The sequence below is a fragment of the Maribacter aquivivus genome (genome assembly GCF_900142175.1).
Taxonomy (GTDB): domain Bacteria; phylum Bacteroidota; class Bacteroidia; order Flavobacteriales; family Flavobacteriaceae; genus Maribacter; species Maribacter aquivivus.
In genome coordinates this window covers 1-18,325 of sequence record NZ_FQZX01000009.1, presented here as the reverse complement: position 1 = coordinate 18,325, position 18,325 = coordinate 1, and the positions used below count along the sequence as shown (strand labels likewise).

At 39.5% G+C, this 18,325-nt stretch carries 3 protein-coding genes and 1 pseudogene; all 4 read right to left on the bottom strand.

Annotated elements, in window-relative coordinates; translation table 11 throughout:
• Nucleotides 1–1,214: pseudogene (locus tag BUC31_RS19815) on the bottom strand (PD40 domain-containing protein); the annotation flags it as partial.
• An 11-nt stretch (nucleotides 1,215–1,225) separates the two neighbouring features.
• Nucleotides 1,226–2,158 carry a PorP/SprF family type IX secretion system membrane protein gene (locus tag BUC31_RS19810; protein ID WP_073247514.1) on the bottom strand — a complete coding sequence of 311 codons (933 nt, stop codon included), beginning with the start codon at nucleotides 2,156–2,158 and terminating at the stop codon, nucleotides 1,226–1,228.
• A 24-nt stretch (nucleotides 2,159–2,182) separates the two neighbouring features.
• Nucleotides 2,183–17,461, bottom strand: a complete 15,279-nt coding sequence (locus tag BUC31_RS19805) for an Ig-like domain-containing protein (RefSeq protein WP_170861988.1) — start codon at nucleotides 17,459–17,461, stop codon at nucleotides 2,183–2,185.
• A gap of 669 nt (nucleotides 17,462–18,130) precedes the next feature.
• On the bottom strand, nucleotides 18,131–18,325 hold a 195-nt coding region (locus tag BUC31_RS19800; RefSeq protein WP_139252041.1), incomplete at its 5' end, for an OmpA family protein.

Here is an 18,325-nt window from a genome sequence, read left to right as displayed (position 1 = left end):
GATGCGAAAAAGCCTTTCTTCGTCTCTTCGTTGATAATGTACGAGAAGTCGTCTTCCTCGCCGTTCAAAGGGCGTCCTACATTGTAGATCTCTCCTCTTTCGTTCTTCAGGTCCGTTGCAAAAACGTCAAGCCCTCCAAGTCCCGGATGCCCGTCAGAAGAGAAATATAATTTATCGGATTCCGTTACGAACGGAAAGGTCTCCCTTGCCTCCGTATTGATTCGTTCTCCCAGGTTCAGTGGTGTACTGAATGTACCGTCCTTGTTGATATCCACAACGTAGATATCCGATTCCCCTTTCGTGCCGGGCATGTCCGAGGCGAAGTATAGTTTCGTTTCATCGTTGTTCAGCGTTGGGTGTGCAACCGAATAACTGTCACCATTGAAAGGTAGTTCTTCTATATTGTTCCATTCTCCATTTTCTTTGGTCGCCTTGTAAATCTTTAATCGGCTTACCCCGTCTTCGTCTCTTTCGAACTTGCCGTCGTCAGAGTTGTTCCTTGTAAAGTACATTGTGTTCCCGTCTTTGGTAAATGCAGTTGACGATTCATGGGTTTTCTTGTTCAGCTTTTTAGATAGCTTATCTACATTGGTAAAATTACCTTGATTGTCCTGTGCAGCCTTGTACAGGTTCAAGAAAGATCCGTTATTCCATTTATGGATGTTCTTAGATAGCAATCCGCTGTCCCTTGCCGTAGAGAACACCAGTCCGTCTTCATAGAAAGAGGGCGCAAAGTCCGATACCTTCGAGTTCAGGCCTATGTTCTTTAGTTCGTACCTGCCAGAGCGTTCCTCGATCTGTTCCAAATAATCTTGGTTCTCTCCAAAAGCGATGGCACGTTGGTCCATGGTTTTGGTCGATTTGAACTTGTTCATCCATGTGTCGGATTCCGTATAGTTTTCCAAAGATTTTAGCGTCTGTGCGTAGCGGTACATATATTCAGGGTCGATATCCGCTCCTTTAAGCGAGAACAGCTTGCCGTACCAGCTCGACGCCTCTTCGTAGTTTGCATTTAAATAGTTTGCGTTACCTAAATTCTTGTACACCTCTTCTTCGGTATACCCGTCCTTTACCAATTGCTCGTACGATTGTATCGCCGAGGCATAGGCATAGTTCGTGAATTTTGTATCCGCTTTACGTACTTTCTTGTCCTGTGCGCTTACCATCATAGCCATTACCGCCAAGCCACAAAAAATATATCCTGTTTTTTTCATGTCGTTTTTTATTAAAAGAATCTTGGGGTGATCACTCGTTTGTACTTGTTCAAGAACTCATATCTCAGCATGATCTCGAAAGAACCGTCGTTGAACCGTGTAGCTCCCAGGTCGGTCGTTTCCTTGTCATAGGCAAGACCCAGCATCAACTGGTCGTTCAGTTGAAAACCGAACAGTGCGCTCAATGCCGCGTCCCATCTGTACGCCGCTCCCAAAGAGAACTTGTCGTTGAAAAGGAAGTTCGCACTAAGGTCAACTTGTAACGGTGCTCCCTTTACTGCTTTTATCAGTGCCGCAGGCTTGAACTTTACGTTGTTCTTTAGTTCGAACACATAGCCCGTGATCAAATAGAAGTTCATACGTTCCTGTGCGATAAGGCTGGAACTATTCGTATCCGAACTGTCGAAATGCTCGGTCTGTAAAAAGTTCGGAACCGATAGCCCTGCATAGAACTGGTCCGTATGGTAATAGATGCCCGCTCCGAAGTTCGGCGAGAACTTGTTGTCTATGTTCGGTAGGTTGGTCTCCGCACCGTAGTTTCTTAGTTTCGTAAAGTCGACGTTGAACAGGTGTCCGCCCGCTTTTAGTCCGAACGACAGCTTGCCTTCTTCAGAGGTGTTCACCGTATAGCTGAACGCCGCATCGATATAGGTATCCTGGTTGGTGCCGTTACCGATCTCGTCGTTCACCACCGATAGCCCAAGGCCTACATGGTCCGATACCGGGGTATGGAAGTTCAGTGTCTGCGTTGTAGGTGCGCCGTCAAGCCCCACCCACTGCGAACGGTGCAGTGCCGCTATGCTCAATACCCCTCGGGAACCCGCATACGCAGGGTTCACCGATATCGTATTGTACATGTACTGTGTGTACTGGGCGTCTTGTTGGGAATATCCCATAAAAAGTCCCGCTACGGTAATTATAATGGTTAGAAAATATTTGTTCATCGTATTTATTTTAAGGGGAATTTTTTATCTGTTTATGTATAGGTAACCCGACTTGTTAAGGTTGTTGCCGTCATTCACATATTTAATTACATAGAAATACACGCCGACAGGTAGCTCTGAATCTTTACTAAGCGTTGCTCTACCATCTGAAGACCCTGTGAATACATTTGTTCTATTGTCATAACCTGACATTTCATATACAACTACTCCCCAACGGTTATAAATCTGAACCGTGTTGTTCGGGTATGATTCTATATTCTCTATTCCAAAGAAATCATTGGTCCCATCTCCATCTGGAGTAATTACTTCATTGGCAACAGCTATTCCGCTATCAACTACCTCAGCATTACAACCAGCATCAAGTGTTGGCACTCCGTTCAATGAATCACATGGATTCAATGGATCCGTACCATCGATTATTTCCTGTCCGTCAGGGATAGTATCTCCATCGGTATCTGCTTCATATGAATCTGTTCCGATTGCATCTTCCTGAGCAGTCGTTAATCCGTCGCCATCACAATCGCTATCCGGCAACGCCGTACCGCCATTATGATCACAATCGTCTAAAGGATTTGTGCCGTCCAATACTTCTTGACCATCTAGAATACCGTCATCATCAGAATCTGAATCATTAGGATTCGTATCTAACATTACTTCCTCACCGTCCAATAATCCGTCATTATCACTATCCGGATTATCTATATCAGTACCTAACGCTACTTCTTCTTCTGTCGTTAATCCGTCTTCATCACAATCACTGTCGGCCAATGGATATCCATTTACAGAACTACAATCATCTAAAGGATCTGTATTATCAACATTAACTTCTTGTCCGTCGTTAATTCCATCACCATCCGTATCAGGATTATTAGGGTCAGTACCTATCATTACCTCTTCCTTATCATTGATACCGTCATTATCAGTATCAACTGAAACTGTTACCGTTCCCGTTCCTGTGTTTCCAGAAGGATCTGTTGCTGTAATATTAATTACATCTTGATCTACTAGAACTGGGAAGCTACCTGAATCTGGTATTGCCGTTTCCGTATCTAAACTCCAATCGCCACTGGCATCCGTAGTCACGGTATAGGTAACATCAGGAATGTTATCTCCATCCGTATCCAATTCAATTACTAAAATTTCATTAGCATTTCCTTGACCAGTTAATACCGGTGTAATATCTATAGTATCAAAACTATCGACCGTTGGATTTGCCAAATCAAGAGTTGCAGTATCTGTAGCACTATCAGGACCAACGTTACCGGCAACATCTGTAATAGTAGCCGTTACAACAATAGAACCTAAATCACCAGGATTCGCGATAACTACATCTATAAATCCATTGGCAACATCTGCTACAGTTAATACCACATCTTGTGAGTTTCCATTACCATCGGTAATCGTAACCGTATCACCTGCAAATGTCTGAGCAGGAAGTGTTACACGTACATCGATATCACCAGACAGCTCATCAATACTGATCAATTCATCATTATTGGTGTCTTCTGTAATTTCTATAATTGGTGCTAATGGATCTGTAAGGTCAAGTATTGCAGTATCAGTAGCACTATCAGGACCAACATTACCAGCAATATCTGTAATGTTTGCTGTTATAACAATCGTACCTGTATCACCTGGATTTGCGATGATTACATCAATAAATCCGTTTGCGATATCAGTTGCAGTCAAGATTACATCTTGTGAGTTACCATTGCCATCGGTAATCGTTACCGTATCACCAGCAACTGCATCAGGCGGAAGTGTTACCACTACATCAATATCACCTACCAGTTCATCTTCACTGATCAAGCCATCATTATTGGTATCTTCTGTAATTTCTACCGTTGGCGCAGTTGGATCTGTAAGATCAAGTACCGCAGTATCTGTAGCACTATCAGGACCAACATTACCAGCAACATCTGTAATATTCGCAGTTATAACAATTGTACCCATATCACCTGGGTTGGCGATTACAACATCAATGTATCCATTCGCAACATCAGCTGCAGTTAGGATAACATCTTGCGAGTTACCATTACCATCGGTAATAGTTACCGTATCTCCTGCAAATGTTTGAGCTGGTAGTGTTACACGAGCATCAATATCCCCAACTAATTCATCTTCACTAATTAAACCATCATTATTGGTGTCTTCTGTAATTTCAACCGTCGGAGCCAATGGATCTGTAAGGTCTAATACCGCAGTATCTGTAGCACTATCAGGACCAATATTACCAGCAACATCTGTAATATTTGCTGTTATAACAATGGTACCTGCGTCTCCAGGATTAGTAATTATTACATCAATAAATCCGTTCGCGATATCAGTTGCAGTCAAGACTACATCTTGTGAGTTTCCATTACCATCTGTAATAGTTACCGTATCACCAGCTACCGCATCAGGCGGAAGTGTTACCACTACATCAATATCACCAACCAATTCATCTTCACTAATTAAACCATCATTATTGGTGTCTTCAGTAATTTCTACCGTTGGAGCTGTTGGATCTGTAAGGTCAAGCAACGCAGTATCCGTAGCACTGTCAGGACCGACATTACCAGCAACGTCTGTAATATTTGCAGTTACATCTATTGTACCCGTATCACCAGGATTCGCGATTACAACATCTATATATTCATTAGTAATATCAGTTGCAGTTAAAACCACATCTTGTGAATTTCCATTACCATCTGTAATGGTTACCGTATCGCCTACTTCTGCATCTATAGGAAGAGAAACACGAGCATCTATATCTCCCGTTAATTCATCTTCACTAATTAAACCGTCATTATTAGTGTCTTCAGTAATTTCTACTGTTGGTGCAGTTGGTGCCGTTGTATCAAGTACTGCTGTATCAGTAGCACTATCATCACCAACATTACCAGCAACATCTGTAATAAATGCTCCCAATACTATTGTACCTGCTTCACCAGGATTAGCTATAATAACTTCTAAAGAACCAGTTGCTATATCGGTCGTAGTTAAAATCACATCTTGCGAGTTTCCGTTACCATCTGTTATGGTTACTGTATCACCAGCTTCTGCATCAATAGGTAGTATAATTACTGCATCAATATCACCAGACAATTCACTTGCACTGATTAAACCATCATTGCTTACATCTTCAGCAATTTCTACTTCTGGCGCACTAGGAGCTAAAACATCTATTAATGCAGTATCTGTTACACTATCAGGTCCAACATTACCAGCAACATCCGTTAAGTTCGCGGTTACAACTATAGTATTTCCATCACCAGGATTGGCAATAATTACATCTATAAATCCATTGGCAACATCTGCTGCAGTTAATACCACATCTTGTGAGTTTCCGTTACCATCGGTAACCGTTACCGTATCTCCTTCAAATGTTGGTCCAACTAAAGTCACACGTGCATCAATATCACCAGTTAATTCATCTTCACTGATGATACCATCATTATTGGTGTCTTCGGTAATTTCTACCGTTGGCGCACTTGGATCCGTAAGATCAAGTAATGCATTATCTGTATTACTATCAGGACCAACATTACCGGCAACATCTGTTACATGAGCGGTTACATTTATTGTACCACCATCTCCCGGATTAGGAATTACAACAAGAATAAATCCGTTGGTTGCTTCAGCTGCCGTAAGTATTACATCTTGAGAGTCTCCATTACCATCAGTTATGGTCACGGTATCTCCTGCTGCTATATTAGTTGGTAGTGATATTGCCGCTTGAATATCTCCGTCTAATTCATCTTCATTAATTAACTCATCATCATTACCGTCATCTACAATAATCACTGTAGGAGCACCAGGATCAGTAAGATCCAGCACTGCTGTATCTGTAGCGCTATCAGGACCAACATTACCGGCAACGTCCGTTAGATTTGCGGTTACCACAATGGTACCCATATCTCCAGGATTGACAATTACAACATCTACATATCCATCAGATATATTTGTTGCGGTCAGTACCACATCTTGTGAGTTTCCATTACCATCGGTTACCGTAACCGTGTCACCGGCAACTGCATCAACAGGTAATGTTACACGAGCATCAAGATCACCAACAAGTTCATCTTCGTTTATTAATCCGTCATTGTCAACATCTTCAGAGATAACTACTGTTGGTGCTAAAGGAGCTGTTGTATCAATGGCAGCGGTATCAGTAGCACTATCAGGACCAACATTACCTGCAACATCTGTTAGATTAGCAGTTAATACAATAGTACCGTTTTCACCTGGGTTAATGATGACCACATCTATAGAACCCGTTGCGACATCTGTTGCAGTAAGTATTATATCTTGTGAATTACTATTACCATCAGTTACCGTAACGGTATCACCAGCAACTGCTCCTGCAGGTAGTGTTACCACAGCGTCTAAATCACCTACTAGTTCATCTCCATTTATTAATTCATCATCATTGACATCTTCGGTAATCTGTATTGTTGGAGCTAATGGATCTGTAAGGTCAAGTACCGCAGTATCTGTAGCACTATCTGGACCAACATTGCCAGCAACATCTGTAAGATTTGCGGTTACCACAATAGTACCCGTATCTCCAGGATTTGCGATTACTACATCAATAAACCCGTTTGTAATATCAGTTGCCGTCAAGATTACATCTTGAGAGTTTCCATTACCATCAGTAACAGTCACCGTATCTCCTGCTACCGCATCCACTGGAAGCGTTACACGAGCATCAATATCACCTACAAATTCGTCTTCGTTTATTAATCCGTCATTGTCAACATCTTCAGAGATAACTACTGTTGGCGCTAAAGGAGCCGTGGTATCAAGTACTGCTGTATCTGTAGCACTATCCGCACTTGTATTGCCAGCCACATCTGTAATATTAGCCGTTACGACAATGGTACCATTCTCACCAGGGTTGGCAATTATAACAGTTATATCGCCATTACTAATATCAGTTGCGGTAAGCACCACGTCTTGTGAGTTACCATTACCATCTGTAATAGTTACAGTGTCACCTACAACAGCATCAACAGGTAGTGTAACTACTGCATTGATAGGTCCTGTTAATTCATCATCACTAATTAAACCATCATTATTGGTGTCTTCAGTAATTTGAACTGTTGGAGCCGTTGGGGCAGTTATATCTATGGTCAACTCTAAAGTAGTAATATCTACTGTACTATTACCCGCTGCGTCTGTACTTGTGACCGCAACTTCATTTACACCATTTACATTTGGATCAAAAATTCCACTTTCCGGAGTTTCAACTTCGGTATCTAAAGTCCAATTGCCAGAAGCATCAGTAATAATGGTGAAAATTGCACCACCTACTTCTATTTCTAAAGTAGAATTTGCTTCTGCAGTACCTGTAATAACAGGTGTTATATCATTTGTAATTTGACTTTCTACAGTAGGAATCGCAGGGTCTGTAGTATCTATTGTCAACTCTAAAGTTGTAACATCATCAGTACTATTACCAGCAGCATCCGTACTTGTTACGGCTACTTCATTTGTTCCATTTACATTTGGTGTAAATGAACCACTATCTGCAATAGCAGTTTCCGTATCAATTGTCCAGTTGCCAGAAGCATCTGCTGTTGCTGTATATGTTGCACCGGCAACTACTACAGTTACCGTAGAATTTGCTTCTGCAGTACCCGTAATAACAGGTGTTGTGTCATTCGTAATTTGACTATCACAAGTAGGTATTGCTGGCGGAGTTACATCTACCGTAAGCAAAGCACTATTAGAAGTTAACGGCGAACATACAAAGCTAGTCTCTGTAATTATCACTCTATATTCATAACCCTGTTGTGTTGTTGTTATACCTGTTAAAGTCAATGTTTCTGTAATATTACCTGAATAAATATCAGTTGCATTTGCATCGTCTATATCAACAAAACCACCACCAGATTGGTCATCTACTTGCCATTGATACAGTACATCTGTACCTGTAGCCGTTACCGTAAATGTCTCTGGAGAACTTCCATTTGTTAACACATCTTGAGGTTGTTCAGCTGCTGTTGCTATTGTTGGTACAACACCTGGTTGTTGAAAGTCGAATGTTGAATCTGTAGCACTATCTAAATTATTTGGAGTAGTATATCCATCAACAACAGTAGTACCTGTTACGATACCATTTGCATCAACAACTGTAGCACCATCGCCCAATATTCCGTCTGCATTAGGATTAGTAAATCCAGCTTCGATAACATCATTACATCCATCTCCATCAGCATCTAATTCCAAGAAATCAAATATTCCATCAGAAGTAGTTTCAGAATCTGATACCGTATAATTTACGGTACCGCTATTTTGCTGACCACTTGCTTGTACCGAATTTGGAATACCATCTGTACCTACCGCACCAGTTACAACACCAGCGGTAAACGCTTGGTCACTGCCAGATTCTACAACATCATAAATACCATCATTATCTGTATCTAAATCAAAGTGGTTAGGAACACCATCACCATCGGCATCAAAAACATCTACAATACCATCACCGTTGGCATCAGCACCTAAATCGGTATCTCTATAATTTAATATTCCATCAGAATCATCATCAGCACTAGGATCAATTCCTGAAGTTTCAACCGTATCTAAAATACCATCGTTATCATCATCTAAGTCAATAGAATCTGCTATACCATCTAAATCATTATCATCAATACCAACTTCGCGGTAATCAACTTCTGGAGTTGTAGTTTTAGCTATGTTAGGTAAATCTGAAGCTCCATTATCTTGATCATCATTAGTATCAAAAAGAGTACCTGGTGTATCTACATCATCATATCCATTTAATAAACCATCACCGTCAGAATCTAGGTTGTTTGAAGCTAATGTGAAACCAGCTTCAACTCTATCGGTAAAACCATCGCCATCTGAGTCTAAATCTAAATAATCTGGAACACCATCAAGGTCTGTATCAATAACGGTTAAACCTTCATTACCTGTTCCTTCATATGGATTTCCTAAACCATCAGTGTCGCTATCAACTGTTCCTCTTGGAATATAAGAAGAGGTAAGTTGTGCCTCTACATTATCTGGAATACCATCATTATCAGAATCAATATCCAAATGATCTTCAATACCATCATTATCACTGTCGATACCTTGATAAATAGTATATTTTGGTGACGAACCACCACCAGATGCAGTACCATCAAGACTATTTGCCGATGTTGTATTCGTAGGTGTGAACAATCCGTTAATGTCACAAGTTTGGAATAAAATAGACCCTAAATAATCTTGTGTAGCAAAACCTGTTTGCAATTCTCCAGTAAAAGTTAAATCAAGGTTTGTAGTTTCATAATAGTTAAAATACGCAGCCAACTTAGGTCCAAAATCAACTCCAGGCCATGTTTCATCAGGACCTTCAAAAGTTGCGGTACCCGTAGCTAAATTTTCTGATACTGTAAGCAATGAATTACTATCTACAGCATATAAACCTGGTCGCGTAAGTGTAACACTCTCTTTCGTATTTGCACCATCAATATCATAGATTACCCCACCGAATCTAATAAGGTTCACTTGAAAATCTGTGCCTTGTGCTACCAAACGAATGTTAAAAGAAATACTACCTTCTTCACCCGCAATACTTGTTCCATCTCCTACATCAAAAGTAGGTTGCCAAGCATCATCACTACTACCTGCTGGAAATGCATCTATTGATGTCAACGTAGCATTATCAACATCCGTAATTCTAACAATAGCATCTAAAACACCCAATGATGATGTAACCACAGGTGAGAACCTATATTCTGCACCTACAGTACCTGCACCACTACCGGTACCTGTTATGTAACTACCGCCTTTAAATGAACCGGCTGGAATACCACATGCATCTCCTTGCGTATCTGTAGGTTGGAAACCTAATGATTCTACATAATCTAAAATACCATCGTTGTCATTGTCGATATCTATGAGATTATCAACTCCGTCACCATCTGTATCAGTAGGTTCTAAATGAACATGTTCATCTCTAAAATCTACTTCACTTGTAAAAGGATCTTGAGTATTTAAGAATCCGGTTACATCTTGATTATCATTTGTAGCTCCGTTTGAATCTGCTATGCCATTAGGTGCAGATATGCTTAAATCAAAAGTATCATCTAATCCATCATTATCGGCATCTATACCTGATGGAGTAATATCAGAAGTCAAATCATCATTATAATCATAGACTTCGGTCATATCATCTAAACCATCATTATCAGAATCTGTATCTCTGTAATCAGGCATATCCGTTCCATCTGAATTTGTTGGTTCATTGATAGATTCCCCAGAACCCGCAGGTGCAACTTCATAATTATCAGCTAAACCGTTACCATCTGAATCTGCAGATGGAAAAAGATGACTTGAAGTTGATTGCCATTCAATATTATCTATTATACCATCACCATCAGAGTCAATATCTAAATAATCTGGACGACCATCTAAATCTGTGTCTTCTGGTGAAGTTGTTAAACTTCCGCCGTTATCCACATCAAAAGCATCATCTATACCATCATTATCAGAATCGTTACCAGAAAGTTGTACTAAAGCAGCATCTGTTTGTGCTTCTACTAAATCTCTAATACCATCATTATCAGAATCAATATCTAAATAATCTGGACCAGCTGTACCGTCAGAATTTACAGGAACTGCTGTTACCCCGGCACCATCTACACCACCATCTTCTAAAATATCTGGAATACCATTGGTACCCACTCCACTTTCGGTACTATCTATAAATCCATTACCATTAGTATCTAGACTACCATTACCTGTTTCAACAAGATCCGGAATACCATCATTATCACTATCCAAGTCTAAACTATCTGGAACACCGTCTCCATCAAAATCACCAGAACCTTCTACTGTATCTGGAATACCATCGTTATCATCATCTTCATCACATGCGTCTGGTAGCGCATCACCATCTGCGTTTATAGCATCATCAAAACCTTCACATGCATCTAAAGAATTTTGCACACCATCACCATCACAATCACTTGTTGGTAAAGGACTACCTCCTATAGATTCACAATCGTTCAATGGATTTGTACCATCTGTATCTTCTTGACCATCATCAATGCCGTCACCATCAGAATCAGGATTATATGGATCTGTACCATTGGTAACTTCAGTTCCATTTATAATTGAATCACCATCACAATCTGCCGCTGCCCAAATTGGGTTTGTAGCATCATAACCTGTATAACCTGCTGCCTGAACTGGATCACAAGGATCTAACGGGTCAGCATCAATATCATCTGGTACTCCGTCACCATCAGTATCTGTACTATATGGATCAGTACCATTGGTTACTTCTGTACCATTTATTACTCCGTCGTTATCACAATCTGCCGCTGCCCATATTGCATTACCACCATCATAACCAGTATAACCAGGAGCTTGAACTGGATCACAAGGATCAAGTGGATCATTGTCCACATCATCTTGAATTCCGTCACCATCGGTATCTGTATTATATGGATCAGTACCAAAAGTATCTTCTGTACCATTGGTAACATTATCACCATCACAATCTGCTGCTGCCCAAATAGCATTGGTTGCAACGTAACCTGTGTAACCTGCAACTTGTGAAGGATCACAAGGGTCTAATGGATCTGCATCTGTATTATCTGGAACACCATCACCATCTGTATCTGTACTATATGGATCCGTACCGTTGGTAACTTCTGTACTATTAATCACTCCGTCGCCATCACAATCTGCCGCTGCCCAAATAGCATTGTTAACATCATAACCTGTGTAACCTGCCGCTTGTACTGGATCACAAGGATCTAAAGCATCTGAATCTGTGTTATCTGGAACACCATCACCATCGGTATCTGTATTGTAAGGGTCCGTACCGTTAGTAGCTTCCGTACCATTTAAAACTCCATCGCCATCACAATCTGCCGCTGCCCAAATAGCATTGGTTGCATCGTAACCAGTGTAACCTGCTGCTTGTACTGGATCACAAGGATCTAACGGGTCAGCATCTGTGGTATCTGGCACACCATCACCATCGGTATCTGAACTATATGGATCAGTACCATTGGTATTTTCCGTACCGTTCAAAACACCATCACTATCACAATCTGCCGCTGCCCAAATAGCATTGCTAGCATCATAACCTGTATACCCTACCGCTTGTACTGGATCACAAGGATCTAAAGCATCTGAATCTGTATTATCAGGAACACCATCACCATCAGTATCTACATTGTAAGGATCCGTACCATTGGTATCTTCCGTACCATTGGTAACTCCGTCACCATCACAATCTGCCGCTGCCCAAATAGCATTGTTAGCATCGTAACCGGTGTAACCTGCTGCTTGTACTGGATCACAAGGATCTAAAGCATCTGAATCTGTATTATCAGGAACACCATCACCATCAGTATCTACATTGTAAGGATCCGTACCATTGGTATCTTCCGTACCATTGGTAACTCCGTCACCATCACAATCTGCCGCTGCCCAAATAGCATTGTTAGCATCGTAACCGGTGTAACCTGCTGCTTGTACTGGATCACAAGGATCTAAAGCATCTGTATCTGTATTATCCGGAACACCATCACCGTCTGTATCTGTACTATATGGATCTGTACCGTTGGTAGCTTCAGTTCCATTGGTAACTCCGTCTCCATCACAATCTGCTGCTGCCCAAATAGCATTGGTAGCATCATAACCTGTATAACCTGCTGGCTGAACTGGATCACATGGATCTAGTGCATCACTGTCAACGTCATCTTGAACACCGTCGCCATCTGTATCTATATCAAAAGGGTCAGTACCATTGGTAAACTCTGTACCATTATCAAGATTATCTCCATCACAATCGGCTGCTGCCCAAACTGCATAATTTTCATCGCCTGGAGCACGCACTGTTGGTACGGTAACCTCACAAGGGTCTGATGGATCTGTACCGTTGGCTATTTCGAATCCGTTTGTTTCACCATCACCATCACAGTCTAATGCATTCCAACTTGCTTCAGCATTAGCCGTAACCTGATTTGTACTATATACACACGGATCTAAAGGATCCGTATCTGTAGTATCTGGATCGCCATCGCCATCATCATCTAAATCACAGATACCAACTAATCCGTCACCATCTAAATCTAAATCTTCCGTAGTAACTGCACTTACAGCACCCGTGTTATAGGCAGCTGCTGCCACTAATCCGTTTGCTAATATTTTTCCTGAACCATCACTAACAGTTGCTGTATCGGCATCATTATATACCAAACCATCACCATTATCTGCTGTATTATCTTCGTATGCTTCATTGGCATCTGAACAACCATCTGCATCACTATCTAAATTTAAAAAATCTGGAGTACCCGCCGTAGTTTCCGTAGGAACTGTACCTGTACCTGCTGTATTAGGGATACCTTCAGTACTTACTGCTCCATCTGCAATACCATTGGCATCTGCATCCGTACCACCTGATTCTACAACATCATAAATTCCGTCATTATCACTATCTAAATCAAGCGTATTAGCTACACCATCATTATCATTATCACAATCTAAAACCGATCTAAATGCAAAACCTTCGTTTACGTGATTTGCACTTGTATTAATAGTACCATCTGCGTAATAACCAATATCCATAGGGAAAGTTATTCCTGTACTTGTATCAATCAATAAAGACCATTGCGAATCTGGCACAAGTCTGGAAAGTCCGGCTGCATCTGGAGCAACTTGAAAAGGAGTTCCTGAAGTTATTACCGCCCCATTACCCAAATCTGTTTCACCTAATGGATCAGACAGCACAGCAGTACCACCACCTGGCCATGTAATTGTTACGGTCTTATCTGCATTTTGTATTCCTCCTACGGCACTATTAGGCTCATAAGAAGAAACACGAATTGCATTTTGAACTGCATTTACAGGTTCTTCTAAAGTTAGCGTAAATGCTACTGTTGGATCTGTACCCTGGTTCCATCTTACCTGTAGACCATTATCTGCAGAACCGGTTTTATCTAAAATATTATATTCGGTAGAGGTTATTGTAAACTGTTGATCTACTCCGTTGCCATTATTATATTCGCCAGTTAACAATAGCGTATCATCACCTGTTAAAATCGTGCCTTTTGCAGGAGTACATTCTAGTGCATTTGCTATACCATCATTATCATTATCATCATCACAAAAATCGCCAACACTATCACCATCTGCATCATTATATAAAGGATGGTCTGGTGAACACTGAGAACATGTATCTGACTGTTGTAAATTGTCTATAGATGTACCGACTGCTTGAGAAGACCCACCAGGAATACCAGCCGCATCTACCGTTGAAGTAAGTTTAAAACTACCATCTATATCGTTATAACCATAAGTTGCAGCACCTTCTAAAGCATCTGGACAACCATCATTATCACTATCTAAATCTAGATGGTTATAAATACCATCATTATCCGTATCTAAATTATAGGCACATAAAATATTAACCGTCCACCCAATATTATCGGCATTAGCCGTATCCATTTGAGTTATTACAATTTTGTCTATTGCTTTATTTATATTAAATCTAAAGTTGGCTTCTTGAACACCTCCACCAATTATTGCCGCTATGGCATCTCCTGTAACAGGATCATAAGAAGCACCCGAACCCACTGTTCCAATATCCGAATAAATATCTGCAGGAAACTCTACTTGTACTCCATTATTGAAAAATTTAATATTCTGACTTTCATTATAACTTCCTGCTGCATTTCTAGCTAAACTTCTTACATTAAATTCTGATGATAGTATAAGTTCAGAAAATACAATTTCTGTAGAGGTACCTGTAACATCTGAATTTGAATTACGCGTTTGCATATCTACTCGCGTGGTACCATCTGTGTAATTTGGTGTGTTAGCGGCAAAGCTACCTGAACCAATCGTAGTTGTAGCAACTGCCGTAATACCGCTATCAAAATCTTTTATATACGTAATTAAAGACCCGTCATTATTATTTAAAGCAATTACATTGTAAGATGCATTTGTGAAATGAATATTAGTTGAAGAAGCGGAATCACAAACACTATTCGATTCATAAATATCTAAAATACCATCATTGTCATCATCTTCATCGCAAAGATCGAATACACCATCATTATCGGAGTCTTGATTACCACAAATATTTAAAGTAATAGTAGCATTGTCAGATGTACCATTACCACCAAAATCGGTTACTATCGCCATAATCGTTATCGAACCTTGCTCTAAAGTAGAAATATTAGTGGCATCAGTTGTCCAAATTCCTGAATTTACAACTGCGGTAGTGGTAATTGTATTTGTACCGTCAAATAAGGTTACGGTTACCGTTTGGCCATCTTCAACATCAGTAGTTGAACCAGAAATAATAACATCATTAACTTCTGTATGATCTACTATATTATCAACTTCAATAGGTGTTGATATACTTACTGTGGGAGCTATTTTAGAACCATTTAATGTGATTATTAAATTTGCATTGTCAAAATTGGAACCATCAGAAAGTCTATAATCAAATGTTTCTGTGAGGGTATTACCTACCAATAAGCCAGCAACAGCAGGATTACTTAAATCTGGAGTATAGGTATAACTACCATCAGGATTTATGACAAGGGTACCATATGTGCCCACAAAAGTAGAACCAGTAGTAACAGGGTTACCATCTATTTGTATAATAAGAACATTACTCGCTCCACCTTGCCAATAGATATCTGAAACACCTGCAATTTGACCACCTTGATCAGCGTCAGTTGCATTTGGCCCATAATTATAACTTAATACTAATTGATTAATAGGTTCTTCAAAAAGTACATTAATATTACCCGTTGCATCAGTAGCTACAGCATTACCTAATCCGTAAAACGTATTGTTACCTGAATTTACGACACCACCCGTAGTTATAAATTTAAAAGCAGAAGCTGCACCATTTAATGATCCGTTAATCTTTATCTGATCTTGCCAGCTTGTTCCCTGCGAAAAATCGATATCTACCAATAAAAATCCTAGATTAAATACTGGTTCATCAAAATCAATTATTAATTCTGTATCATTTAAAGATGTAGTAGAACCATCAATAGAGTATAAAAGATATCCTAAATGACCACCGTTAGTGCCAGTTTGAAAAACTACTTGATTTTGATTTGCAACACCGATATTAGAAATATCAGTAGAAGTAAAGTCAAGCGTTACCCCACCTACATTAGCTGAAGCTCCGTTTACAGGACCAGATAAACCACCAAAAACTCCCCCAGGGGAGCTGAATTCATTTTCCCATACCAATGTCGACAGGCCTCTATCTACAAAATCTACTCCATCATCTCCAACATCCGTTATTATATTTCCTGATATATTTGGCTCTGTAGTAACTGTAACGTTATCATTGTTATCTACGGCAGTAGGGGCTTCATCTACACCGTTAATTGAAATTGATATAATACCATAATCTGTAATATCAGCATTGTCTTTTACTGTATAAGAAACAATATCTACTAAAGTTTCTCCACTTTTTAAACCAGTTACCGAAGAGCTTGTTTCATCTACATCATATGTATAAGTACCATTAGACTGAATATTAATTGAACCATACAGGGTTTCATATGACGTACCCACTTTACTAGGGTAGACATCAACTTCAGATACCGACAATCCATTACCAGAGTCATTTGATACAACATTACCAGATATGGTTCCCGTTGCGTTTGCCAAAATAGCATTAGAGTCGTCTGTTGCTAGCGGGCCATTTTCAAAAACGCGTATTATATTTTGTGCACTTGCCGTAGCTAAATTGGTATCTCTAACTTCTATAGTAGCAGTTCGTATACCTGCCGTTGGAGTATTAGTGGCATTTCTATAATATAATGTTTTTAAGAAAGTCAATAAAACATCATTCGGAATTGGATTGCCCGATAATTCGGTAATAGTAAAAGTTCCGAAATTTTGAACTAGCCTCAGTGTAGAACCGTCAACATTAAAATTACGGCTATTCGATGCCGTTGAGAAATTGAATTGAACAGGACCATTCGTAACATAAAGGAATTCCGTTGTATTTACATTTCCTGAAAAAGCAATAGTTGCACTTAAAATTGTATTCGTATCTGAGGTTAAAGTCGGTATTAAACTTAACGGAGATATATTGCCTGTTGTTGGTCTAAACTGAACCTCATGATTTACACCTGTTGCTATAGAATTTAGATCTAATACGGGATCGGCAAAAAAACTTTTTGTACTTATGATTCTTGGACCAATACTATCTTCAATAGGAGTACCCGCTATTAATGGGAATAATGCTAAAATTTGTAGTACAAAAAAAAGTAAAATTCTGAAAAATTGATTTAAATGGAAGCTTGATTTTTTCATAGCGGTTATTTTATGAAACTGGGGGTTTTGTTGATTCGTCATTTTTTATGTAAAGACCAAGAATATTACTGACAGATTGTATGTATAAAATCAAAGAAAGATTTTAAAGAATTTAAAAAGTACTCTTTGAATACCGTCTGGATGTTTCTAAAGGTGAGCAGGGCAAAAGTATCGTTGAACGGTATTATTTTTTTTACTATCATCTTCATTTTAATGCTAAAATTCTCTTCACAATCTTTTTTACTTACAATTTGAGGTTTGCTATTACCAAGAACAGTATTGATAAATTTAAGCTAACCAATAATTTAAAAGTAAGTTTTAGACTACATAGTATTGGTAATTTTTCCTAAAAATAGAGAGAGAACTCGAATAATTGTCAACATATGTTGCCTGCGAAGACCATTTTGTTGTGAAATGATCATTTTTGTATATGAAAATTTATCTAAAAGATGTATTTCATCGATAACACCTGTATTTTAAACGGATGAAATAACTTCTTTTTTGTAAGAATTCTATGTTTTTGTAGTCTTAAATTGAATCTTATTCTAAATTCTATTCCAAAAAATCAGACGAAATACATGATAGTATTGTAGTCCTAATCACAGAACACAAAAAAAGTGGATAGAAGCATTGCCTCTATCCACTTTTAATAAAATTGATATTTGTAGTTTATTCTACCACGATAAACTCCGATCTTCTGTTGAGTTGATGGTTCTCTTTGCTACAAGGAACACCATTGCTACAACCGTTGGTAAGCTCGGTTTCTCCGTAGCCTTCATACGAGATCCTGTTGCTCGGGATACCTGCCGCTATTAGGTAATCGGCTGTTGCCTTTGCCCTGTTGGCGGATAATTTCATGTTGTA